General features: G+C 63.9%; 24 protein-coding genes. 12 read left to right on the forward strand and 12 right to left on the reverse strand.

Going from position 1 to position 23,889, the window contains the following annotated elements:
• Window position 1 precedes the first annotated feature (1 nt).
• Window positions 2-616 (forward strand): 30S ribosomal protein S4, encoded by a 615-nt coding sequence (gene rpsD, locus Q8Q53_RS07880; RefSeq protein ID WP_305701219.1) that lies wholly within the window; start codon window positions 2-4, stop codon window positions 614-616.
• Between the two features lie 302 nt (window positions 617-918).
• Here the strand turns inward: rpsD and Q8Q53_RS07885 are convergent, their stop codons facing one another.
• The 5 genes from Q8Q53_RS07885 to Q8Q53_RS07905 form a co-directional block, all read right to left on the reverse strand.
• On the reverse strand, window positions 919-2,916 hold the full coding sequence (locus Q8Q53_RS07885) for a S9 family peptidase (RefSeq protein WP_305701220.1): 1,998 nt from the start codon (window positions 2,914-2,916) through the stop codon (window positions 919-921).
• A gap of 109 nt (window positions 2,917-3,025) precedes the next feature.
• A complete protein-coding gene (locus Q8Q53_RS07890) occupies window positions 3,026-3,865 on the reverse strand; it encodes a NotI family restriction endonuclease (RefSeq protein WP_305701221.1) in 840 nt (279 codons plus the stop codon).
• Complete coding sequence (locus tag Q8Q53_RS07895; RefSeq protein ID WP_305701222.1) at window positions 3,862-4,977, reverse strand: DNA cytosine methyltransferase; 1,116 nt, start codon at window positions 4,975-4,977, stop codon at window positions 3,862-3,864. Before Q8Q53_RS07895 ends, Q8Q53_RS07890 begins: the two co-directional genes overlap by 4 nt.
• Before the next feature lie 70 nt (window positions 4,978-5,047).
• Window positions 5,048-6,178 carry a tRNA guanosine(34) transglycosylase Tgt gene (tgt, locus tag Q8Q53_RS07900; RefSeq protein WP_305701223.1) on the reverse strand — a complete coding sequence of 377 codons (1,131 nt, stop codon included), beginning with the start codon at window positions 6,176-6,178 and terminating at the stop codon, window positions 5,048-5,050.
• Window positions 6,179-6,274: 96 nt separating this feature from the next.
• Window positions 6,275-7,714, reverse strand: coding sequence for a carotenoid oxygenase family protein (locus Q8Q53_RS07905; protein WP_305701224.1), 1,440 nt, complete (start codon window positions 7,712-7,714; stop codon window positions 6,275-6,277).
• 44 nt (window positions 7,715-7,758) lie between these two features.
• Here Q8Q53_RS07905 and Q8Q53_RS07910 point away from each other — a divergent pair, with 44 nt between their 5' ends.
• Genes Q8Q53_RS07910 through Q8Q53_RS07920 form a run of 3 tightly spaced genes read left to right on the forward strand, consistent with a single transcriptional unit; the run spans window position 7,759 to window position 9,386 of the window.
• A complete protein-coding gene (locus Q8Q53_RS07910) occupies window positions 7,759-8,349 on the forward strand; it encodes a TetR/AcrR family transcriptional regulator (RefSeq protein ID WP_305701225.1) in 591 nt (196 codons plus the stop codon).
• Window positions 8,346-9,002, forward strand: a complete 657-nt coding sequence (locus Q8Q53_RS07915) for a YkgJ family cysteine cluster protein (RefSeq protein ID WP_305701226.1) — start codon at window positions 8,346-8,348, stop codon at window positions 9,000-9,002. The genes Q8Q53_RS07910 and Q8Q53_RS07915 overlap by 4 nt, the downstream gene beginning before the upstream one ends.
• A 6-nt stretch (window positions 9,003-9,008) precedes the next feature.
• Complete coding sequence (locus Q8Q53_RS07920) at window positions 9,009-9,386, forward strand: hypothetical protein (RefSeq protein ID WP_305701227.1); 378 nt, start codon at window positions 9,009-9,011, stop codon at window positions 9,384-9,386.
• A 253-nt stretch (window positions 9,387-9,639) separates the two neighbouring features.
• On the opposite strand, the gene queA is transcribed toward Q8Q53_RS07920, so the two are convergent.
• From queA to Q8Q53_RS07945, 5 genes are all read right to left on the reverse strand, one after another.
• Window positions 9,640-10,677, reverse strand: a complete 1,038-nt coding sequence (gene queA / locus Q8Q53_RS07925; protein WP_305701228.1) for a tRNA preQ1(34) S-adenosylmethionine ribosyltransferase-isomerase QueA — start codon at window positions 10,675-10,677, stop codon at window positions 9,640-9,642.
• A gap of 232 nt (window positions 10,678-10,909) precedes the next feature.
• Window positions 10,910-11,590, reverse strand: coding sequence for a peptidylprolyl isomerase (locus tag Q8Q53_RS07930; protein WP_305701229.1), 681 nt, complete (start codon window positions 11,588-11,590; stop codon window positions 10,910-10,912).
• A gap of 86 nt (window positions 11,591-11,676) precedes the next feature.
• On the reverse strand, window positions 11,677-12,189 hold the full coding sequence (gene coaD / locus Q8Q53_RS07935; RefSeq protein WP_305701230.1) for a pantetheine-phosphate adenylyltransferase: 513 nt from the start codon (window positions 12,187-12,189) through the stop codon (window positions 11,677-11,679).
• The gene (locus Q8Q53_RS07940) at window positions 12,190-13,086 is read right to left on the reverse strand and encodes a polyprenyl synthetase family protein (RefSeq protein ID WP_305701231.1); all 897 of its coding nucleotides are present in this window, start codon (window positions 13,084-13,086) and stop codon (window positions 12,190-12,192) included.
• 3 nt (window positions 13,087-13,089) lie between these two features.
• On the reverse strand, window positions 13,090-13,347 hold the full coding sequence (locus tag Q8Q53_RS07945) for an exodeoxyribonuclease VII small subunit (RefSeq protein WP_305701232.1): 258 nt from the start codon (window positions 13,345-13,347) through the stop codon (window positions 13,090-13,092).
• Window positions 13,348-13,410: 63 nt separating this feature from the next.
• Between Q8Q53_RS07945 and Q8Q53_RS07950 the strand changes: the two genes are divergently transcribed.
• From Q8Q53_RS07950 to purL, 3 genes are read left to right on the forward strand one after another with little or no spacing between them, the layout of a single operon-like run.
• Entirely contained in the window at window positions 13,411-13,806 is a 396-nt protein-coding gene (locus Q8Q53_RS07950; RefSeq protein ID WP_305701233.1) for a DUF2177 family protein, read from the forward strand.
• Window positions 13,807-13,814: 8 nt separating this feature from the next.
• Window positions 13,815-14,468 (forward strand): hypothetical protein, encoded by a 654-nt coding sequence (locus tag Q8Q53_RS07955; RefSeq protein WP_305701234.1) that lies wholly within the window; start codon window positions 13,815-13,817, stop codon window positions 14,466-14,468.
• Window positions 14,469-14,500: 32 nt separating this feature from the next.
• Window positions 14,501-16,684: a phosphoribosylformylglycinamidine synthase subunit PurL gene (gene purL / locus Q8Q53_RS07960; protein WP_305701235.1), complete on the forward strand. Its 2,184-nt coding sequence runs from the start codon at window positions 14,501-14,503 to the stop codon at window positions 16,682-16,684.
• 69 nt (window positions 16,685-16,753) lie between these two features.
• On the opposite strand, the gene Q8Q53_RS07965 is transcribed toward purL, so the two are convergent.
• Window positions 16,754-17,599: a Coq4 family protein gene (locus tag Q8Q53_RS07965; RefSeq protein WP_305701236.1), complete on the reverse strand. Its 846-nt coding sequence runs from the start codon at window positions 17,597-17,599 to the stop codon at window positions 16,754-16,756.
• 108 nt (window positions 17,600-17,707) lie between these two features.
• On the opposite strand from Q8Q53_RS07965, the gene Q8Q53_RS07970 reads away from it, so the two are divergent.
• Complete coding sequence (locus Q8Q53_RS07970; protein ID WP_305701237.1) at window positions 17,708-18,286, forward strand: hypothetical protein; 579 nt, start codon at window positions 17,708-17,710, stop codon at window positions 18,284-18,286.
• Here Q8Q53_RS07970 and serB read toward each other — a convergent pair.
• Window positions 18,283-19,164, reverse strand: coding sequence for a phosphoserine phosphatase SerB (gene serB / locus Q8Q53_RS07975; protein ID WP_305701238.1), 882 nt, complete (start codon window positions 19,162-19,164; stop codon window positions 18,283-18,285). The genes Q8Q53_RS07970 and serB overlap by 4 nt on opposite strands.
• On the opposite strand from serB, the gene miaA reads away from it, so the two are divergent.
• The 4 genes from miaA (at window position 19,157) to ilvC (ending at window position 23,848) form a co-directional block, all read left to right on the forward strand.
• Complete coding sequence (gene miaA / locus Q8Q53_RS07980; protein ID WP_305701239.1) at window positions 19,157-20,128, forward strand: tRNA (adenosine(37)-N6)-dimethylallyltransferase MiaA; 972 nt, start codon at window positions 19,157-19,159, stop codon at window positions 20,126-20,128. The genes serB and miaA overlap by 8 nt on opposite strands.
• Window positions 20,129-20,278: 150 nt before the next feature.
• The gene (gene ilvB / locus Q8Q53_RS07985; RefSeq protein WP_305701347.1) at window positions 20,279-22,021 is read left to right on the forward strand and encodes a biosynthetic-type acetolactate synthase large subunit; all 1,743 of its coding nucleotides are present in this window, start codon (window positions 20,279-20,281) and stop codon (window positions 22,019-22,021) included.
• A gap of 163 nt (window positions 22,022-22,184) precedes the next feature.
• Window positions 22,185-22,700: an acetolactate synthase small subunit gene (gene ilvN / locus Q8Q53_RS07990; protein WP_305701348.1), complete on the forward strand. Its 516-nt coding sequence runs from the start codon at window positions 22,185-22,187 to the stop codon at window positions 22,698-22,700.
• 128 nt (window positions 22,701-22,828) lie between these two features.
• Window positions 22,829-23,848: a ketol-acid reductoisomerase gene (gene ilvC / locus Q8Q53_RS07995; protein ID WP_305701240.1), complete on the forward strand. Its 1,020-nt coding sequence runs from the start codon at window positions 22,829-22,831 to the stop codon at window positions 23,846-23,848.
• Window positions 23,849-23,889 lie beyond the last annotated feature (41 nt).

Genomic DNA, 23,889 nt, shown 5'->3' on the forward strand with positions numbered 1-23,889 from the left:
CATGTCGAAGCGCAAGTCATCGAAGTATAAAATTGATCGCCGGATGGGCGAAAATATCTGGGGCCGTCCGAAAAGCTCGGTCAACCGCCGCAGCTATGGTCCCGGTCAGCATGGCCAGCGCCGCAAGAGCAAGGTGTCGGACTTCGGCATCCAGCTGCGCGCCAAGCAGAAGCTCAAGGGCTACTACGGCGACGTGACCGAAAAGCAGTTCAAGCGCACCTATCAGGAAGCCGCCAAGATCAAGGGCGATACCGGTCAGAACCTGATCGGCCTGCTGGAACAGCGCCTCGACATGGTCGTGTACCGCGCCAAGTTCGCGCCGACCATCTTCTCGGCCCGCCAGATCGTTTCGCACGGCCACATCTATGTGAACGGCGTGAAGTGCAACATCGCCAGCCGCCGCGTGCGTCCGGGCGATGTCGTGTCGCTGGGCAAGAAGGCCAAGGAAATGGCCCTGATCGCCGAAGCACAGGGTCTGCCGGAACGCGAAGTGCCTGACTATGTCGCGCAGGACGGCACCGACAAGATCACCTTCGTCCGCGTTCCGACGCTGGATGAAGTGCCTTACCCGGTGAAGATGGAACCGAACCTGGTCGTCGAATTCTATTCGCGCTGATCGGTCGGTTCATACCACACACGAAGGGCGGCCCCGCGGGGCCGCCCTTTTTGTTTGTGCAAGCGCACCAGAGTATGCCTTCGCTTTCCGTCACCCTGAACTTGTTTGGCGCTTATCCCCTTCGCCACCGTAAAGTCTAAACCGTCATGCTGAACTTGTTTCAGCATCCATTTCTCGGCCCGCACTGTCCGTGCAGGAGGAGAGATGGACCCTGAAACAAGTTCAGGGTGACGGGTGACCGATGCCGACTTGACGGAAGACTGCCGAAGCCCTTCCGCGAAACAGCGCGTCCTTCGACCCGCTCAATTGGCTGGCAGGCCCATCGCCTTGCGCAGGAACGCGTCGCTTTCACTCAGCAGCCGGGTGCGCGCACCCGCATCGACCAGACTGTGGGCGAGGCCCGGAAACTCGACCAGTTCCACCGGCTTGCCCGCGCCGCGCAGGCGTTCGGCCATCAGCCGCGCCTGCCCGATATCGACATTCAGGTCGCGGTCGCCGTGGAACATCAGCACCGGCGCCTTGAAGCTGCCGGGGTTCTGCGCGGGCGAGCCTTCCTTGATGTGCGGCCCCTGCCCGATGAACTTCTGGACCAGCGACTGGTTCCGATAGCCCTGCGCACCGGCGCGCAGCCGCTCCAGATCGGTCACCGGGGCGACCGCGACGACCGCCTTGTACAGTGACGGGTCCAGCACCTGGCTTTGCAGCGCGGCATAGCCGCCATAGGACCAGCCGACGATCGCCAGCTTGTCCGGCGCGGCGATGCCCTGCGCCACCAGCCAGCGCCCGGCGTCGTTCACATCGCCAATCGCCTCGCGCCACGACTGGAACCCGTTCTTGCGATACCAGGCCGAGCCATAGCCCGTGGAGCCCCGGAAATTGGGTTGCAACACCGCAAAGCCGCGCTGGGCATAGAACTGCACCAGCCAGTCAAACCCCCATTCGTCACGCGATCCCGGCCCGCCGTGGGGCATGACGATGGCGGGCAGCCCCTTGCCGCTGCTGCCCGGCGGCAGGGTCAGGTAGCCCGGCACCTGCGTGCCATCGGCGGCAGGATAAGTCACCGGCTTCATCGGCGCGAGCGCGATCCCGGCCAGTTCCGGGCGCACCGGCAGCACTTCACCCAGCTGGCGCGTGGTCTTGTCGAACAGGTAATAGCGCCCCGGATCGACGTCGCTGGCGGCGACCATCAGCAGCTTGGTTTCCCCGCTGCTGGCATCGACGAAACCGATGCTGGGCTTGCCCGGCAAGGACCGACTGAGCGCGCCCGCCAGCTTTTTCAGGTCCGGATCGAAATAATCGACCACACGCTTTTCGGTGGCATAGCTGGCCCCGACCACGCGGTTGTCGCGCCCGATCCGCACCAGCCCATCAACATCGACATCATCGCGGCTGACCAGCAACTGCCGCGTTTCGGTGCCGTCCAGCGCGATGCTGAACAGCGCCGCGCGGCCCTCGTGATCGTCAAACCCGTACACCACGTTCTTCGCGGGATCGACCGCATAGGGGTTGAAGCCCCCCACCCCGCCGGTGTCGCCCAGCGTCAGTTTTGACAGCGGCAACCACTCCCGCGCGCCCTGCTTGCGGTAGAAATAGCTCATCTCCTCGCGGATGTAGCCATCCGGGTTGGAGGCAATCGCCCCCATGATCCGCACGGTGCCGTGGCCATCGGTAATGTATTCGCGCGCATCGCTGCGCGGAGGTTCAACATTGCGGCGCTTGAGCGTGACGGTATCGACTTCCTCAACCCCCAGCCCCTGGCGCTGCTCCGCCATCAGCGATCCGGCCCGGTCCTCCTGAATGAAAAAGCGCGACATCAGCACCGCGCCGGGCTTGCTCGCCACGTCCCAGTCCAGCACGTTCCCGCCGCTGCCGTCCAGCCCCAGCTGGCGGCTGTTGACCGCGGTCAGCAACTTGGGATCGCTGCCATCGGAATTCAGCGCATAGGCCCGCGCAACCTTGATCCAGCGTCCGCCCATGTTGAAATCGACGCTGACCTTGCACACCAGCCGCGCCGCCGTGGGCCAGCCGCACCAATAAATCTGCTCATCCTTGCTGGCCGAGGCAATGATCCGCACCGGCGCCGCGCCGGTGGTCAGGTCCGCGACATAGACCGCCGTGCCGACCGTGGGATGCGGGGTGACAAAGGCGATCTTGGTGCCATCGGGCGACAGGCTGATCGAGCGAATCGCCTCCAACGCCCCAAACCGCTGCGCCAGCGCCAGCCCATCCTGCGCGGTCGCCGGAACCGCCGAAACGCCGGCCAGCAACGCAGCCAACACACCCAATACCCTGCGCTTCATTCCATGCCCCTGCCTGTAATCGTGGGAAGATAATGCAGTGAGGGTCGGTAAGTGCAAGTCAAAGAGCGATCAAGCGTTCACAACAAAGATGCCAACAAGGGCTCCTAAATCAGCACTGAAAGACACGCACTGAGGCTTTACCTTTAGGGGCAAACTTCAATTGCAATTCCGAAATGATTTCCGCCGGATCCGGCGCACGCCCCTCGCGTAACGACGTTTCAACATCTGCCCATTCGGTAAATGTGGTTAGCACATCATCCATACGATATATTTCAAGGTCACGCTTCAAGGGGTACACAAGCCAGGTTAACTCGCTGTTTGCCTGACTGGTGGTGCGAAATTCAGGAAGCGAATTGAAAAATTGACTGTCAACTACAACAAAAAACTTCTTCCCCCATCGCCGAAATACTGGAACTTTCAATTGCAACTGCGGAATTAAACGTTTCTGCGCTGATGATCGGAAATCAGGGCGACGAAATGTATCCAGCGCTCCAAAATTTTGGCGCTCCATAAAATGCCTTAAAAGGCTCCGCGTTTCCAGTCCCGAAAAGTAAGCAGCTTGCACCTCGACAGCACAAAAATCAGACACAACGCCACCTTCAACCTTACCAAGGATGAAGTCGACTTTTCCAATTTTCTTGAATTCACCTGGCTTCTTCGCATCCGGGACTTGCAAAATCCTAATTTCCGGAAACACAGCATAACTGGAATTGATTCCAAAGGCCAAACGGGCTGCGTCGCGAAAAATCCGTCCATCTTCAAGAAACCGGGTTGGACAGAGCGATGCAGCGTTCACACCGTCAGACACAGAGCAAATTCCGATTGGGTCAGATTTGCTAGACTTGTTGCATGGGCCGCCCCTGAAACGACAAAACTTACTTTTTCGGTCAGCCCAAGCTGCATCGGAGTGCTCACCGACACCGTGCCCGAACACTTCAGAAATATTCATGCTGCGATGCGCTCTATTGCCTTGTCGGAATCAATAATTGCAGACGCAATTGAATGCGCAAGCATCGGCGGGACTGCGTTTCCAACTTGAACAAACTGTTCAGTCATACTGCCATAAAACACAAAATCGTCGGGGAACGATTGTAATCTTGCTGCTTCGCGGACTGTGAAAGCACGATTCTCTACCGGGTGGATATATGCACCCCAATGGATGTCGCATTTAGTCAGGATCGTGCAGGATAGGTCGGTCAACCGCGGTCGACCGTAGCGCTTTGTATGGTCACTACGCTTTGCGCGCTTCATACCTTCTGGAAGCAAGTCAAAAGGAATATCTCGCCACGATCCCCCTTGCGGGATATGCCGAATACGCTCCAAATTCGCCTTGCCCAACTTGGGACCGACATGGTTACTCAGCCGCGGATTGCCCTTACGCATACGGGCTTGGAACGGAGTGCTGGGCGCGGTCGCATAGTCTACCCCCGTGCTCGCTCCCAACAGAGGTAAATCGCTTATTGCGTCCCAGATCGACGTGTAAGGAAGCTTCCCTGCTCCATACTCAATCTTTGGAAACTCGATTGAAGCTCCAACACGATTGGCAATAAAAACCACCCGGCGCCGCTCTTGCGGGACACCATAATCCTCCGCACGTAGAACGCGCCATTGCACACAATATCCAAGTTTTGAGAATTCTTCTGCGATCGTCTTGATAAGCTGTCCACCTGAAATGGAAAGCAACCCAGTGACATTCTCCATGACCAGCCATTTTGGAGCTAGTTCGCGGACCAATCGAAGATACTCACGGAATAAGCCAGCGCGAGGATCATGTTCACCACGTCCGTGGTTGTAAACGCTATACCCCTGACAGGGCGGCCCTCCTACCAACACATCGAGTTGACCTTTGCCTAGACCTGTCGCTGACATTATCTCGGCGCTGGTCAACGCTTGAATTGGCTTAGCGACGAATAGCGCGCCATGGTGGGACTTCGCAAAAGTTGTCCCGAAAGTCGGATCAATATCACTGCCCAGCAGCACCTGAAAACCAGCTTGACGGAACCCTTCGCTCAGCCCGCCAGCACCGCAAAACAAATCAATGACCGTTGGGCACGAATCCATGACGAAATCCCCTTTTGTTCTGCATATGCCCCTTGCTCAACCAGAGCAAGCCTTGTGGATAACTGCCCGCCTAACCCTTCAAATACCCCCGCCGGAACTCAGCCGCAAACACCGCAAACGTGCCCGCCGCGATCGCATCGCGCATGGCCTGCATCAGTTGCTGATAGAACGTAAGGTTGTGTTCGGTCAGCAGCATCGCGCCCAGGATTTCGCCGTTCTTGTGCAGGTGGTGGAGATAGGCGCGGCTGTATTTGGTGCAGCAGTCGCCGGGGCAGCGTTCGTCCAGCGGGCTGGTGTCTTCGGCATGGCGGGCGTTGCGCAAGTTGACCGGGCCGTTCCACGTAAAGCCCTGCCCGTTGCGGCCCGACCGGCTGGGCAGGACGCAATCGAACATGTCGACCCCGCGCTCCACCGCGCCGACCAGATCGTCGGGCTTGCCCACGCCCATCAGGTAACGCGGGCGGTCTTCGGGCAACTGGTCCGGCGCGAAGTCGAGCGTGGCGAACATCGCCTCCTGCCCCTCGCCCACGGCCAGCCCGCCGATGGCATAGCCATCGAACCCGATCTCGCGCAGGGCGGCGGCGCTTTCGCCGCGCAACGTCTGGTCGAGCGCGCCCTGCTGGATGCCGAACAGCGCGGAGCGCTCCGCGTGTTCCTCGCCGCTGTCGAACCCGTCGCGGCTGCGCTGCGCCCAGCGCATCGACATCCGCATCGAAGCGGCGATCACGTCATAGGGCGCATCGGCGCGCGGGCATTCGTCGAACGCCATCACGATATCGCTGCCCAGCAGGCGCTGGATTTCCATCGAGCGTTCGGGCGTGAGCAGGTGCTTCGAGCCATCGAGGTGGCTTTTGAAGGTCACGCCCTCTTCGGTGATCTTGCGCAGGTCCGACAGGCTCATCACCTGATAGCCGCCGCTGTCGGTCAGGATCGGGCGGTCCCAGTTCATGAACTTGTGGAGCCCCCCCAGCCGCGCCACCCGCTCCGCGCCGGGGCGCAGCATCAGGTGATAGGTGTTGCCCAGCAGGATATCGGCGCCGGTCGCGCGGACGGTTTCGGGCTTCATCGCCTTGACGGTGGCGGCCGTGCCGACCGGCATGAACGCGGGCGTGCGGATCTCGCCCCGGCGCATGGCAATCGTGCCGGTGCGGGCCTTGCCGTCGGCGGCGTGGATGGTGAACTGGAAGCGCGGGGCAGTCATGCGCGCAGCGGTTAGCCGTCTTGCGCGGAAAGAACCAGCCCGCACAGCTTCTCGCGCGGACTGGCCCGTTCCTGTGGTCCCGCTAGCGGGTCTGGCTCAACCGGCGTCGGCGAGCCAGTTGCCGTGGAAGCCCGGCGGGATGCGGTGGGGGATATGGATGCTGGCCACCGGAGGCGCGGCCATGTCGGCAGCGTCGAGGATGACCAGATCGGTCGTCTCGTTCGCGGCGTCGATCACATAGCCCATCACCCAGCCATCGCCTTCCGGCGCATCGGCGCTGCGCGGCACGAACACGAACTCACCGGGCACACGGTTTGGCCCGAAATCGTGCGCCTGCCGCTCACCCGTGTGCAGGTCATAGCGATAGATCGGCGTCGCCCCCAGGAAACTGTCCTCCACCTGCTCCGGCAGGCCCAGCGACCAGGCGTAGCGATAGGGTTGCCCGAAAAAGCGCTCATCCGGGCGGTGGAATTCCTGCGGGGCGGCATCGAGCGTGGTGCGGGTAACGCGGCGCGTGGCGGGGTCAATCTCCCAGCGCTCCATCCCCAGCGACTTGCCGTTCGGCCCATCCGGCCCGCCCGCGAACATCGTTTCATAGGCCGACAGATCGACAATCACCTTGCCGTCCGCCGTGTCGTAACTGTTGGCGACATGGAAGACATAGCACGGATCGACCCCGCACCAGATCACGTCTTCCGCCGTGCCGCCGCGCGGCAGCAGGCCGACGCGGGCCGCGTGCTCGGTGTTCCAGTGATAGGGGAACTGTTCCCCCGCGATCAGCGCCTTCATCGAGAACGTCACCGGCAGATCGAACACCAGCACGTACTTTGCGGTGATCGAGCATTCATGGATCGACGGCCCATGCTCGACCGGGATCGGTTCCTGCCGCACGACTTTGCCCTCTGGGGACACGACCACGTGCCAGACGGTATCCTGCGTCATACCGTCATAGCAGATCGCGTGGAGTTCCCCCGTCAGCGGGTCTTCATGCGGGTGCGCGCTGAACGAGGTTTGCAGCGTGCCGCCGAAATCGGTGTAGGCGACCGTTTCGAGTTCATCGTTGAGCAGCGCCGGAAACGATCCCGCCTCGACAATCGCGAGCGTCTGGCCGCGGTGCTGGATGACATTGGTGTTGACCAGATCGCGCTTCCCGCGCCGGGGTCCGGGGGCAGCAGCGGGGCCGCCCTTGGCTTCCAGCATCTGCGAGCGGATGAAGCGGTTGCGATACCACAGCGCCTTGCCGCCCGCGATCCGCACGCCGTGGACCATGCCGTCACCGATGAACCAGTGGTGGCCGCGCGGATCGGGGTTGAACGGGTTCGGCCCGATCCGGACGTAGCGGCCCGACAGCTCCGCCGGGATCGTGCCGGTCACGGCCAGATCGGTCAGCGTGCGCTCCTCGGTCATCGGCGCGTGAATGCCGGTCAGGAACGGATGCGCGCGGGTTTCGTCCATCCGGGCGCGGTTGAACCCGGCGACTTTCTCGATCCCCTTGGTAACGACGGCGCGGATGACGGTTTCGACGCTGCTTGCCATGACACAGATCTCCCTTTAATGTTTATGGCGTAAACATAGCGCGAATGGTAACAGTGTCAACATCCCTCGAAGCGGTCCGCACCTATCACCACGGCGACTTGCGCAGCGCGTTGGTCGATGCGGGGTTGCGGGCGCTGGAAACCACGGAAATAGGCGATATTTCGCTGCGCCAGATCGCGCGTGACGTCGGCGTATCGGCCACCGCCGTCTATCGCCACTTCCCCGACAAGCGAGCGCTGCTGGTCGCGCTGGCGGGCGCGGGGATCGACAAACTGGGCGAGGCGCAGCGCGCCGCTGCCGAGTCGATGGGTGGCGGGCCGGGCGCATTCGGCGCGACGGGGCGGGCCTATGTCCGCTTCGCCCTCGCCCACCCGGCCCTGTTCCGCCTGATCTTCACCCACCTGCCCCCGGCGGGCGAAACCGTGTTCGGCCAATCGATCGCGGCCCGACTGCTGCACGACAAGGCCACGGCGGCGACCGGCGGCGACGCGGAAGAAACCCGCCGCCTGATGGTCCAGGCCTGGGCGATCGTCCACGGCCTCGCCATGCTGATGCTGGATGGCCAGCTGCCCCCCGACGAGGCCCTGATCGACCAGGTGATCGATCCGAAGACGCTGTTTGGGCGGCACCAATGACCAACCTGCCCGCCCAGCACGCCGCCGCCCGGACCGAGCCGTTCGCCTTTCGGTGCGCGGCCTGTTCGCGGTGCTGTCATCACAAGATCATCCAGACCAACCCCTATGAAATTGCGCAGCTGGCCGCGCTCAAGGGGGTGACAGCGCGCGCCTTCCGCGAGCGGTGGACCGAAGGCGGCGCGGGCACGGCGCTGGCGCGGACGGAGGCGGATGTCTGCGTGTTCCTGGGGGAGCAGGGCTGCACGGTCCACCCGGCGCGGCCGCTGGTCTGCCGGCTCTATCCGCTCGGGCGGCGGCGCGCGGGCGACGGGACCGAGCACTGGCTCCAGCTCGATCCGCATCCGCTGTCAGGCGGGACATTCGGCGGGGACGGTACGATAGCGGATTACGTGGAAGCGCAGCAGGCCCAGCCCTTCATCGCGGCCGCCGATGCCTATGCCGAGTGGGTCAACGCGGCGCGCGACGTGCTGGGACAGCTGCCGGACGGCGATGCCGGGGGGGCGGCGGTGTTCGAGTTGCTCGACCTTGACGCGGCGATCGCGGCGCATTGTGCGCAGGCGGGCGTGGCCGAACCGGGCGAGCCGGCGAAGCGCTTGGACATGCATATCGCGTTGCTGTATGCAGAACTCAACAAGCTGAACCAGCAGGAGTGAGAGGCCATGGCAAACACCGACACCAAGCGCGGGATTCCCGGCACGGGCGCGACCATCGCCTCTGCGATCACCCTGCTCACCGCCTCCCTGGGGATGAGCGCCGAGGCCGCGCCGCCCACTGACGGGCCGACGATATTCGCCAAGGACGCCGCCGCCAGCCACCAGCAAAAAATGAGCAGTGCGCAGCACAAGAAGGTGAAGCTGGAAACCGCCGAAGGCACCGTGGACAGCGTCCAGCACAAGCACGACAGCTTGCAGCACAAGACTGACAGCGTGCAGCACAAGCTGGAATCCCGGCAGGGCAAGTTCCAGAGCCGCCAGATCAAGCTGGAAAAGCTGGACAGTCAGCAGATCAAACTGAAGACGGTTGAGCCGGGGCAGTAAGGCTCTCCGTCCTGCCTGACTCTGCCAAACCCGACCCCGGCCTACCCGAAATCGTCATGCTGAACTCGTTTCAGCATCCATCGCGCCGCAGTCACTGTGGTTACCAGAAATGGCTGGCTGTGAGGCTTGCGCCCGATCCGGCCATGCTGCGCGGGCTGAGGGATGGACCCTGAACCAAGTTCAGGGTGACGGTTGGCGGGTGACGGTTGGCGGGTGACGGGTTTTGGACGGCGGTGTGGTCGGTGGCCCCGCCCTACCCCTCCGGCAGCAACAAACTTGAATCGCCATAGCTGTAGAACCGGTACCCCGCCGCGATGGCGTGGGCATAGACGGCCTGCATCCGTTCACGGCCCATCAACGCCGAAACCAGCATGAACAGCGTCGATTTGGGCAGGTGAAAGTTGGTCATCAGCCCGTCGATCGCCTTGAACCGGTAACCGGGGGTGATGAAAATCGCGGTGTCGCCGTCGAAGGCATGGATCACGTTATCCTCGCCCGCCGCGCTTTCCAGCAGACGCAGCGACGTGGTGCCGACCGCGATCACCCGGCCGCCGCCGGCCCGCACGGCGTTGAGGCGTGCCGCCGTTTCGGCATCGATCCGGCCCCATTCGGCGTGCATCTGGTGGTCGGCGGTGTCATCTGCCTTGACCGGCAGGAACGTGCCCGCCCCCACGTGCAGCGTGAGCGTTTCGTGGCCGATCCCGGCGGTGGTCAACCCGGCCATCAGTTTCGGCGTGAAGTGCAGCGCCGCCGTGGGCGCGGCGACGGCCCCGTCGCGGGCGGCGAACATCGTCTGGTAATCCAGCTTGTCGGCGGCATCGGTATCACGCTTGCCCGCGATATAGGGCGGCAGCGGCATGCGTCCGGCGCGTTCCAGCAGGACTTCGACCGGCTCATCCCCGCCAAACGCCAGCGTCCAGCTGCCATCATCGTGGCGGGTTTCTGCCTTGGCGGTGACGTCGGCGGGAAACTGGATTTGATCGCCGACATGCAGCCGCTTGCCGTTGCGGATGAAGGCTTGCCAGCGGCGCAGATCGATCCGCTTGTGCAGGGTTGCGCCGATCCTGGCCTCGCCCCGGCGGCCTTCGAGCTGGGCCGGGATCACGCGGGTGTCGTTGAACACCAGCACATCGCCCGCACGCAGCAGGCCGGGCAGATCGCGCACATGGTGATCGCTCAGCGCGCAGGCGGGGCCTGGCACCAGCAACAGCCGCGCCGCATCGCGCGGCCGCGCGGGGCGCAGGGCGATGTTTTCGGGCGGAAGGTCGAAATCGAACAGATCAACGCGCATGGCCAGTGCCCTTAGCGGGGGCATGGGCAGTTGGACAAGCACGGGCTTGCGCCTGCATCCCAGCCGCTATCCGTTCGTGTCATATCGTCATGCTGAACTTGTTTCAGCATCCATCGTTTAGCGCAGCCAAACCCTGCAAGGACGCCCGGCGGTGCCGCCTGTCTAAACCAACATAGCGCAGCGTGTGCGGCCCGTTGGATGCCGAAACAAGTTCAGCATGACAGTTGCGCTGTTACTCGCCCGAAGTTCCCGGCGCAGTCACGCCCGGTGCCAGCACGTCCGGAGCCGCCACCGGAGCCGAAACCGCCGGGCGCGGCTTGTTCTGCGACAGCAGCGAGGCTTGCAGGATCTTGGTCGGGTTTACCGGCGGTTCGCCCCGCTCAATCGTGTCGACCATGTCCATGCCCGCAATCACGCGGCCAAAGTTGGTGTAACGGTGATCAAGCGCAAAGCGCGGGTAGAACACGATGAAGAACTGGCTGTTCGCGGTGTCGGGCTCATCAGTGCGGGCCATCGACACGGTGCCGCGCACGTGCGGCAGATAATTGAACTCAGCCTTGAGGTCGGGCAGCTTTGATCCGCCGCCGCCCGTGCCGGTCGGGTCGCCGGTCTGGGCCATGAAGCCATCGATCACGCGGTGGAACACGACGCCGTTGTAAAAGCCTTCAGCCGTCAGCGTCTTGATCCGTTCGACGTGAACAGGTGCCCATTCCGGCACCAGCCGGATCAGCACGCGCCCACCATTCGACAAGTCGAGCGCGAGGATATTGTCCGGATCAACCGCCGGATCGGGGTTGATCGCCGCGCTCATGACCGGAGCGGCGGGGGTGACCGGGGGCTTCGCCTTGGCAAACGCCGGAACGGCGACCAGTGACAGGCCCAGAGCAATGGAGGCGATAGAGCGACGGATCATGCGGTGCGTACTCGATTGGATAGGGCAGCAAAGGCGTTGTATGGCCGGATAAACCCGCAACGCTGTCGTGGCAATGAACGGAAAGTCTAATAGTCGCCCAGCGTGCCTGTCTTGGCAATTCGCGCCACCACATCATCGCGCACGGCAGGACTGACGAACCGGTTGATCTCTCCGCCGAACAGCGCGATTTCCTTGACCAGCTTCGATGCGATCGGTTGCAGGCTGACGTCGGCCATCAGGAACACCGTTTCGATCCGGGAATTGAGCTGCTGGTTCATCCCCGCCATCTGATATTCGTATTCGAAGTCGGCCACAGCGCGCAGGCCGCGCACAATCACGGACGCGCCCTGGACCTGGGCAAACTTCATCAGCAGCGCGTTGAACCCGACCACTTCGCAATTGTCGATCCCCATGGCTGCCACTTCACGCTCCACCATCGCCATGCGTTCTTCAGGCGTGAACATCGGGTTTTTGGACATATTGGTGGTCACGCCGATGATCAGTTTGTCCACCAGCTTTGCCCCGCGCCGGATAATGTCGGAGTGGCCAAGCGTGATCGGATCGAATGTGCCGGGATAGACCCCGATGCGCGTTGCCATTTAGTGGTCCCTCTCCACAATATAACGCGCGATATCGCGCAGCAATTCGGCTTCCTGCCCGTGTGAGCCAAGATGCGACACAGCCTGTTCGACCAGCATCCGCGCCTGATCGCGCGCCCGGTCAGCCCCCAGCAGCGACACGAACGTCTGCTTGCCCGCCGCCGCGTCCTTGCGCAGCGCCTTGCCGGCCGCAGCTTCATCGCCTTCGTGATCGAGCAGGTCATCGGCAATCTGGAAGGCCAGCCCGATGTCGCGGGCATAGCCGCGCAGATGCGCCCGCCCCTCAAGCGGGACTTTGCCCAGCACCGCGCCCATTTCAACCGCCGCCCCCAGCAAAGCGCCGGTCTTCAGCTGTTGCAGCCGGGTAATCGTGGGCAAATCGAACTGGCTGGTTTCGGCCACGATATCCATCATCTGTCCGCCCGCCATGCCGTTCGATCCGCTGGCGGTGGCCAGTGTCAGGATCAGTTCGGCGCGGGTGAACGGATCGCTGCTGGTGGCGGTATCGGCCAGCACTTCGAACGCGAAATCGTGCAGCGCATCGCCCGCCAGCACGGCGGTCGCCTCATCAAAGGCCAGATGCGCGGTCGGCCGGCCATGGCGCATGGCGTCGTTGTCCATGCAGGGCAGGTCATCGTGGACCAGCGAATAGACGTGGATCGATTCGATCGCGATTCCGGCGCGCAGCGCGGCGGTGCGGTCCACCCGGTATATATCCGCCACCGCCGTCAGCAGCAGCGGGCGCAGGCGCTTGCCCCCGCCCAGCACGGCATAGCGCATCGCCTCGACCAGCCGCGCGCGCGGGTCATTCGGGACCGGCATCAGGGCATCGAACATGGCCGCGACATCAGCGGCAATCCGCTCCATCGCGGCTTTCAGCAGTGGGCTGGCGCTCATCGTCTAGCGGCCCTGCTCGGCATCGAACGGCTGGGTGGCAGCGGCCTGTCCATCCGGTCCGGCGACGATCTTCTCGATCCGGGCCTGCGCGGCATCAAGCCGGGCCTGACACGCCTTGCGCAGCGCTTCCCCGCGTTCGTACAGCGTGATGGAATCGTCCAGCGGCACTTCCCCGCTTTCCAGTTTGCGCACCACATCTTCCAACGCGCGCAGCGCATCTTCGAAGCTCATCGCGGCGATATCGGCAGCAGTCTCGCTCATGGGATCAAGCATTGACCGTGCAGCGGCCAAGGGTCAAGCTGCCTGCAACCTTGGGAGTGTTCGATGCAGTGGATTATCGCCTATCTGGCCGCCGGAATCGCATTCGGCATCCTTGACGCGCTGTGGCTGCGCTGGGCCGGGCCGAATTTTTACCGCCCGGCGCTGGGCGATCTGCTGGCAGAGCAGTTCCGGATGGGTCCGGCGCTGGTGTTCTACCTGCTCTATGTCGCGGCGATGGTGTGGTTCGCGGTGCGCCCCGGCATGGCGCTGGGAGTGCCGCACGCGGTACTGAACGGCGCGCTGCTCGGCGGGATTGCCTATGCGACGTATGACCTGACCAATCAGGCGACGCTGAAAGTCTGGCCGGTTCACGTGACGCTGGTCGATATCGCGTGGGGCGCGTCCGCCACGGCGCTGGCCTGCGGGATTGCGACTTTCGCGGTGCGGCAGCTGGGCTGAGGGGCGCCATGTTCATCGGTCACTGGGCCCCCGCCCTCGCCCTCGCCGCCCGGCCCAAAGCGCCGGGGATCGGCACGCTGTTCGTGGCCGGGCAACTGGTCGACTGGGCGTTCTTCGGCCTGCTGCTGACCGGCACGGAAGCGATGCGGGTGACGCCGGGGATCAGCGTGATGAACCCGATGGACCTCTATCACATGCCCTATACCCACAGCCTGCTGGGCAGCGCGGGGTTTGCCGCCGCGTTCGGTGCGCTGGTGCTGGGCCTGACGAAAAGCCGCGCCGCCGCCGGGATCGCCGCGCTGGTAGTGCTGTCGCACTGGTTCATGGATCTGTTGGTCCACGTGCCCGATCTGACGCTGGCGGGCAGCCCGCCCAAGCTGGGGCTGGGGCTGTGGAACCATCCGGCGATTGAAATGCCGCTGGAACTGGGGCTGACTTTTGGCGCGCTGTGGCTGTATGTTCGCGCGCGGCGACCATCGGCGCTGCGCGTCGGCGTATTGGCGGCGGTCTTGCTGGCGCTGCAAGCGGTCAACTGGTTCGGACCGGTCGAGCCGGAAGTGACCACCGGCACCAGCCTGCTGGCGTTCGTCGCGTTTGGCGCGGCGACGCTGGCGGCGTGGTGGATGGGGAAAAGCGCCGCAAATTCGGCCAGAACGGGCTAGCGGGACTCGCCGGGCGGCGCTAAGGGCCGCCAATGGCCGAAATCACTCCCGAAGTTGTCGCCGCCCACGGGCTGTCCGAGGAAGAATACGCCCGCGTGCTGCACGCGCTGGGGCGTGCGCCGAACATGGTGGAACTCGGCATCTTTTCGGTGATGTGGTCAGAGCATTGCTCGTACAAGTCCAGCCGCATCCACCTGAAGAAGCTGCCGACCGAGGCACCGTGGGTGATCTGCGGTCCGGGCGAAAACGCGGGCGTGATCGACATCGGTGACGGTCAGGCCGCGATCTTCAAGATGGAAAGCCACAACCACCCCAGCTACATCGAACCCTATCAGGGCGCGGCAACGGGCGTTGGCGGCATCCTGCGCGACGTGTTCACAATGGGCGCGCGCCCCGTGGCCAACATGAACGCGCTGCGCTTTGGCCGGCCCGACCACCCGAAGATGAAGCATCTGGTGCAAGGCGTGGTCGCGGGCATCGGCGGCTATGGCAACTGCGTGGGCGTGCCGACGGTCGGCGGCGAAACCAACTTCCACAAGGCCTATGACGGCAACATCCTGGTCAACGCGATGACCGTGGGCGTGGCCGATACCGACAAGATCTTCTATTCCGCCGCCACCGGCATCGGCAATCCGATCGTCTATGTCGGATCGAAAACCGGGCGCGATGGCATCCACGGCGCGACGATGGCCAGCGCCGACTTCGACGAAAAGTCGGACGAAAAGCGTCCGACCGTGCAGGTCGGCGATCCGTTCACCGAAAAGCTGCTGATCGAGGCATGCCTTGAACTGATGGCGACCGACGCGATCGTCGCCATTCAGGACATGGGCGCGGCTGGCCTCACCAGTTCCAGCGTCGAAATGGCGACCAACGGCAAGGCCGGGATCATCCTCGACATGGACAAGGTGCCGTGCCGCGAAGAAGGCATGACCCCCTATGAAATGATGCTGTCCGAATCGCAGGAACGCATGCTGATGGTGCTGAAGCCCGGCAAGGAGCCGATGGCCGAGGCGATCTTCAGGAAGTGGGAACTGGACTTTGCGGTGATCGGCGAGGTGACCGACACCGGTCACATGGTGCTGACCTGGCAGGGCGAAACCGTGTGCGACATTCCGCTGGGGCCGCTGGCCGAAGACGCGCCGCTCTATGACCGGCCCGCCGCCAGCCGCGCGGACTATGCCAAATGGGCCAACGTCGCGCCGCTGGGCGATGTGCCGCCGTCCGCCGATCTGGGCGCGGACCTGCTCAAGCTGATGGGCTGCGCGGACCTCGCCAGCCGCAGCTGGATCTGGCAGCAGTATGACAGCCAGGTCGGCGCGGACACGCTGCAAAAAAGCGGCGGCGATGCAGCCGTGGTGCGCATCCACGGCAGCCGCAAGGCGCTGGCGATGAGCACCGATTGCACCCCGCGCTATTGCTATGCCGACCCTTACGAAGGCGGCAAGCAGGCGGTCGCGGAGACGTACCGCAACATCAGCGCGGTCGGCGCGGTGCCGCTGGCCATCACCAACTGCCTGAACTTCGCCAACCCGCAGCGCCCGGAAATCATGGCGCAGATCGTCGGCTGCCTCGAAGGCATGGGCGATGCCTGCCGCGCGCTGGACTACCCCATCGTGTCGGGCAACGTCAGCCTCTACAACGAAAGCAAGGCCACCGGCGGCGGCTCCGCGATCCTGCCGACCCCGGCGATTGGCGGTGTCGGGCTGATGGCGGACTATGGTACGATGGCGACCGTGGCCTTCAAGGCTGCGGGCGAGGCGATCTTCGTGATCGGCCAGTCGAACGGGCACCTCGGGCAGTCGCTGTGGCTGCGCGAAGTGCATGGCCGCGAAGACGGCGCGCCCCCGCCGGTCGATCTGGCCAGGGAACGCGCCCACGCCGAATTCGTCCGCCAGCTGATCGCAGACGGCAAGGTTACCGCGGTGCATGACGTGTCAGACGGCGGCTTGCTCGTCGCTCTGGCCGAAATGGCGCTGGCGAGCGGGATCGGCTGCAAACTGGAAGAAATCGGCGATCACTTCACCGCGTTCGGCGAAGATCAGGCACGCTATGTCGTGACCAGTGCTGCGGCCGAGCAGATTCAGGCGGCTGGCATCCCGATGATCCGGATCGGCACCACCGGCGGCAGCGCCGTGTCCGGCCCCGGCTTCGCGGTGGAACTGGCCGCGCTGCGCGAAGCCAACGACGCGTTCTTCCGCGACTGGATGGAAAGCTAGGTCACCACCTGCCCACAGCCGTCATGCTGAACCAAGTTCAGCATGACGGTTGGACTTTTCCGGAGAGGGTCAGGCCGCCCGCTTGATCGCCGCGAGCAGATCGTAAGGATCGACCCCCTCACTGCGCCACTGGCTGTGCGCGGCCTGATAATAGTGCGGAGTCGTAATCCCCACCGCGTTGCGCGCATCCGCATAGGGCATCGCCAGCAATTCGCGGATCGGCTGTTCGACCAGTCGGCGGGCGGCGTTGCCCGCTTTTTGTGCTTCACGCACGGCGCGCAGGATCGGCGCCTTGCTCTTGACCCGCTTGCGGATTTCCAGCGCCCCGGCATAGCCAAGGAACAGATGCGCGAGCGCGGGCTGCTGGCCATAGGTGAACGCCAGCACGCACTGTTCGCCCAGCGCATCGCGGCCATAGCCGGACAGCACATGCTGCAAATCGTGCGTATCGCGCATCCGGTTGAAATACCATTCGACCTGATCGGCGTAATACTGATCCGGGCGGCGATATTTGCCCAGATCCTCGACCAGACCGTGCGCGGTCAGTCCTTCGCGTTCCATGAAATCGCAGTACACGTGCGCCAGACTGCCCTTGGGCAGCTTGCGCAGGGTTTCATGGTCATCCAGCAAGGTTGGCAGGAACGGTTCGGTCGCGCGCAGGCGCTGGCCCTGCTCGGTCGCCAGAAATGCCTTGGCCGCGTCATAACCCTGCCGCCAGGGCAGCGCCTCAAAGATCGGGGCGACTTCGGCGGTGTTTTCCTTGTCCTTCACCAGTTCCTTGAAGTGGCGCCAAGCCTTGGGAAAATCATACCGCATGGCGGGCCGCGCCGGGTCCATGACCGGCAGGTCGGCAGCGGGCTGAACGGCATCAGCATGGTCAGGCGCGGGTGACAGAACGGGGCCAAGGTTTTCCATTTTTCGAATATGCGAACTACTAACATTAATGTCAATACTGCAAGGGCGGTAGCATTTGTGCAGCGACTTTGGTAATTCCCCTTATGTTTGATAAAGGTTGGGGTGGGGATGCCAATACCAAGCCAGTGGCCGCTGTTGATCGGCCTTGTGATCGGCGTGGCCGCGATGCTGATCGGGCTGGGTTCCGGGGTGCTGCCAACCGACGGCTGGGAACTCGCCGCGCGCTGGACCGCGCGCGTTGGCTTTCCGATTTTCCTGCTGGTCTATCTGGCCTCCTCGCTGGCGCGGCTCTGGCCGGGTGGATGGCGCGCAGCGGTGCTGCGTGACCGGCGGTTCTGGGGGCTGGGGTTTGCGGCGTGTCACACCGTTCACCTGTTCGCACTGGTGATGTTCCTGAAGCTGGGTGACGAAACGCGCGGACTGGAAACGCTGATTCCCGGCGGGCTGGGCTATGTCGTGCTTTACGCCATGGCCGCCACATCGACGGATGGCGCCATGCGCAAGCTCGGCGCAAACTGGAAGCGGTTGCACCGGGTGGGCATCCACTATCTCTGGCTGATCTTCACGCTGTCGTATGCTGGCCGGCTGATGACCGCTGAAACGCGGATCGTCGGCGTGATCGGCACCGCGCTGGCGCTGGCTGCGCTGGGGCTGCGACTGGCTGCGCGGCGTCCGGCGAAGGCCTAGAGCACTGTCCAATCGCTGCGCGCGATGCCGAGCAATTTCAGTACGGCGGTCAGGTCGCCCTGCTCCACCCAGCCATGCGCGGCCGCGCGGGCCTTGGGCTTGGCGTGATAGGCGATGCCATAGCTCGCCGCCATCAACATCGGGATGTCGTTCGCGCCGTCCCCGGTGGCCAGACTGGCCGCACCATCACGGCGGGCAACTTCGGCGCGCAGCACGGCTTCCTTGACCGAACTGTCGACGATATCGCCGACCAGGCCTCCGGTCAGCTTGCCGTGCAGCGTCGCCAGCCGGTTGCCGACCACGCGTTCAAATCCCAGCCGCTCTGCCACCGGGTCGGCGAACTGGTGAAAGCCGCCCGTCACCAGCACGGTCCGGGTGCCGTGGCTTTTGAGCGTTTCGACCAGCGTGCGCGCGCCCGGCATGTCGAAGATGCGCTCATCGAGGCACTGCTGGATCGCATCCTCGCCCAGCCCGCCCAGCAGCCGCACCCGCTCGGTCAGTGCTTCGACAAAGTCGAGTTCGCCCTGCATCGCGCGTTCGGTGATGCCGGCGATCTGGTCCTTCAGGCCCGCAAAGTCCGCCAGCTCATCAATGCATTCGGCCGAGATCATGGTCGAATCCATGTCGGATACAAACACCCCCGGCACGCCCGGCGCGTGGTTCGCGACCAGCAGGTCCACCGGCGCAAACTGCGTGTCCAGCACGGCGCGCAAGGTGGCGGCGGTGCCATGGTCAGCCGCAACTTCCAGCACATCGTCATGCGCGGCCAGCGGCTCAGCCCGGTGGACTTTCATGCCCTGCGCTTCCAGCGCGTGGATCGCCGCATCACAATTTGCGGCAAGCCGCGCGGGTTCTGCTATCAAGCGGGCAATGAACACGTCTGAATTCCCTGAATCGGTAACAACATCGGTAACTGGCCTTCCGCCGGCCGCGCTCATCGCAGGGCCAACCGCCAGCGGCAAGAGCGATTGCGCAGTGCGGCTGGCCCTCGCGCTGGCGCAGCAAGGCCGCGCGGCCACCGTCATCAATGCCGACAGCGCGCAAGTCTATGCCGATCTGGCGCTGCTTTCCGCCCGCCCAGCGGCTGAGGAAATGCAGGGCGTGCCGCACCGCCTGTTCGGGGAATGGGACGGGGCGCAGGCCTGCTCCGCCGCCGACTGGGCGGTGCGCGCCCGCGCGGTCATCGCCGAGGTCCATGACCAAGGCGGCGTGCCGATCCTGGTGGGCGGGACCGGGCTCTATTTGCGCACCTTGCTCGACGGGATCGCCCCCGTTCCCCCGATCGACACGCTCGTGCGCGCCGCCGTGCGCGCGCTGCCCGTCCCCGAGGCTTACACCGCTTTGCAGGCCGAAGACCCGGCCCGCGCGGCGCTGCTCGCGCCCGCCGACGCCGTCAGGATTGCCCGCGCGCTGGAAGTCGTGCGCTCGACCGGGCGCGCCCTCGCCGATTGGCAGGCTGACAAGGTTGGCGGGATCGGCCACGCCATCGCCCTGCACCCGCTGATCCTGCTGCCAGACCGGGCTGCGCTCTATGCCCGCTGCGATGCGCGGTTCGCGGCGATGCTGGCAGGCGGCGCGATTGACGAAGTGCGTGCGCTGCTGGCCCGCGATCTGGACCCCGCCCTGCCCGTCATGCGCGCGATCGGCGTGCCGGAAATCGCCGCCTTCCTGCGCGGGGAATGCACGCTGGCCGAGGTTGAAACGCGCGGCGCACAGGCCACGCGCAACTATGCCAAGCGCCAGTACACCTGGTTCCGCCGTCAGCCCCCGCCGGAATGGCCGCGCGTCGATGGAGATAGTTTCGATATTGCCACTAATTTTGTATCTTTGTTGCGTATTTAAGCCTTGACGCGTTATTTTTCTCTCCCTAGAGGCAAATTCAACAACCGCTCTTGCGGTTTTCGCGCGAGTTGGAGAGGGAGACCCGGCACAGCCCACTGTGCCGGGTTGATCCTTTCAGGGGACCGCACCTGATTTTTGAAGGGAATGAGCGTGACCGAGGAGCGCAGCGGCGCCGGAATTCTGGTGGAAAGCCTGGCACGGCAGGGGGTCGAATTCGTGTTCGGCTATCCCGGCGGGGCAGTTCTGCCGATTTACGACGCATTGTTCAATGACGCGCGCATTCGCCACATTCTGGTCCGGCATGAGGCCGGTGCGGCCCACGCGGCAGAAGGCTATGCCCGCTCCACCGGCAAGCCCGGCGTCGTGCTGGTCACCTCTGGCCCCGGCGCGACCAATGCCGTCACGGGCATTGCCGATGCGTTCATGGATTCGATTCCGCTGGTGGTCATCACCGGGCAGGTCCCGACCGGGCTGATCGGCTCGGACGCGTTTCAGGAAGCCGACACCATTGGCATCACCCGCCACTGCACCAAGCACAACTATCTGGTGAAAGACCCGGCGGAACTGGCCGGGATCATCGAGGAAGCCTTCCGCATCGCCACCACCGGCCGCCCCGGCCCGGTCTTGATCGACATTCCCAAGGACGTGCAGATCGCATCGACCGTGTGGGACAGCGCGCCCGCGCCCCGGCCCTCGCGCTACAATCCGCAGACGCGCGGGTCCGACAAGGATATCGCCCGCGCGATCGAACTGCTGGCCAATGCCCGCGCGCCGATTTTCTATACCGGCGGCGGCGTGATCAATTCCGGCCCGCGCGCGGCAGAGCTGCTGCGCCAGTTGCAGGACCTGACCGGAGCGCCCGTCACCTCCACGCTGATGGGCCTCGGCGCGTTTCCGGCCGACCATGCCGACTGGCTGGGCATGCTGGGAATGCACGGCACGTTCGAAGCCAACATGGCGATGAACCAGACCGACCTGATGGTCTGCATCGGCGCCCGCTTTGATGACCGGGTGACCGGGCGGCTGGATGCGTTCTCGCCCAATTCGACCAAGATCCACATCGATATCGACCGCAGCTCGATCAACAAGACCGTCACGGTCGATCTGCCGATCATCGGCGATTGCGGCGAAGTGCTGGACCAGCTGATCGCCGCATGGGGCACGCGCAAGGCGCAGGACCTGTCGGACTGGAAAGCCCGGATCGACGGCTGGCGCACCCGCAAGAGCCTGGCCTATCCGCGCGACCCACAAGCGATCATGCCGCAGCTGGCGGTTGAGCGCCTGTTCCAGCTGACCAAGCACCGCGACCCGGTGATTTCCACCGAAGTCGGCCAGCACCAGATGTGGGCGGCGCAGTACTTCCACTTCTTTGGCCCGAACAAGTGGCTGACCTCGGGCGGCCTCGGCACGATGGGCTATGGCCTGCCCGCCGCCATCGGCGCGCAGCTGGGCAATCCGGACAGCCTGGTGATCGATATCGCGGGCGATGCCTCGATCCAGATGAACATCCAGGAACTGGGCACCGCCACGCAGTACCGCCTGCCGGTGAAGGTGTTCATCCTCAACAACGAATGGATGGGGATGGTCCGCCAGTGGCAGGAACTGACTTATGAAAGCCGCTATTCGGAAAGCTATTCCGACAGCCTGCCCGATTTTGTCAAGCTGGCCGAAGCCTATGGCTGGAAGGGCATCCGCATCGAGGATGAGAGCCAGCTGGACGCCGGCATTCAGGCGATGATCGACCATCCCGGCCCGGTGATCGTCGATTGCCTGGTCGCCAAGGAAGCCAACTGCTTCCCGATGATCCCGTCGGGTGCATCGCACACGGACATGATCCTTTACGGCGACAGCGTTGCCGGGACCATGGACGATGAAGCGAAGGCATTGGTGTGATGAAGATGACTGCAGCTTCCTCCCTCCTCTTCAGAGGAGGGACAGCGAGACTTGGTGAGGCAAAGCCGAACCTGGTCGCAGCAGGGTGGTGCCTGCGCCCGCGCGCCTTCGGCGCCACCCCCCCCAGCCCCTCCTCTGAAGAGGAGGGGGGAGAACAGGTATGATGAAGATCAAGCACGAACAGTCGGAACGCCACGTTCTGACCATTACCGTCGACAACGAAGCGGGCATTCTGGCGAAGATCGCCGGGCTGTTCACCGCGCGCGGCTATAACATCGACAGCCTGACCGTGGCCGACATTTCGGAAAACCATTCGATCAGCCGGATCACCATCGTCACCCACGGCCCGCCTGCGGTGATCGACCAGATCCACGCCCAGCTGGGCCGGCTGGTACCGGTCCACAAGGTTGTCGACCTGACCGAAATGGGCGCGCACGTGGAACGCGAAATGGCGCTGGTCAAAGTGGCCGGCACCGGAGATTCGCGGGTCGAGGCGCTGCGGCTGGCGGACGTGTTCCGCGCCAAGGTGGTCGACACCACGACCAGCAGCTTCGTGTTCGAGCTGACCGGCACGCCCGACAAGATCGACCGCTTCGTCAGCCTGATGCGCGAACTGGGACTGGTCGAAGTGGGCCGCACCGGCGTGGTCGGCATGATGCGGGGCGCGGAAGCGGCCTAGAGTTTTCACCCTCACCGTCACCCTGAACTCGTTTCAGGGTCCATCGTGCCGCTGGCACGGGTCGGTGATCAAGGCACAATGGATGCTGAAACAAGTTCAGCATGACGATTAAAAGGTAAGGACGGGAAATGAAGGTTTACTACGACGCCGATTGCGACCTCAATCTGGTCACTGGCAAGAAGATCGCCATCGTTGGCTATGGCTCGCAGGGCCACGCCCATGCGCAGAACCTGCGCGACAGCGGCGTTAAGGACGTGGCCATTGCGCTGCGTCCCGGTTCGGCCAGCGCCAAGAAGGCCGAAGCCGCCGGCTTCAAGGTCCTCGCCAACGCCGATGCCGCCAAGTGGGCCGACATCGTGATGATCCTGGCCCCCGACGAACATCAGGCTGCGATCTGGGACAACGACCTGAAGGGCAACATGCGCCCCGGTTCGGCCCTCGCCTTCGCGCACGGCCTGAACATCCACTTCGGCCTGATCGAAGCCCCGACCGATATCGACGTGATCATGATCGCGCCGAAGGGTCCGGGCCACACCGTGCGCGGCGAATACCTCAAGGGCGGCGGCGTGCCGTGCCTGATCGCGGTCCATCAGGACGCATCGGGCAATGCCCATGACGTCGCGCTGGCCTATGCCTCGGGCGTTGGCGGCGGCCGCAGCGGCATCATCGAAACCAACTTCAAGGAAGAATGCGAAACCGATCTGTTCGGTGAGCAGGCCGTGCTGTGCGGCGGGATCACCCACCTGATCCAGGCCGGGTTCGAAACGCTGGTCGAAGCCGGTTACGCGCCGGAAATGGCCTATTTCGAATGCCTCCACGAAACCAAGCTGATCGTCGATCTGCTGTATGAAGGCGGCATCGCCAACATGCGCTATTCGATCTCGAACACGGCCGAATATGGTGACATCACCACCGGTCCGCGCATCATCACTGCCGAAACCAAGGCCGAAATGAAGCGCGTGCTGGCCGACATCCAGTCGGGCCGGTTCGTGAAGAACTTCGTGCTCGACAACCGCGCCGGTCAGCCGGAACTGAAGGCCGCCCGCAAGACCGCCGAAGCGCACCCGATCGAAAAGACCGGTGCCCAGCTGCGCGCGATGATGCCGTGGATCGGCGCAAACAAGCTGGTCGACCAGACCAAGAATTGACCTGACGCCCGCTTTGGGGGAAGATTGCGAATTGTTCGCAA

It is taken from the genome of Novosphingobium sp. (genome assembly GCF_030699305.1).
Taxonomy (GTDB): Bacteria; Pseudomonadota; Alphaproteobacteria; order Sphingomonadales; family Sphingomonadaceae; genus Novosphingobium.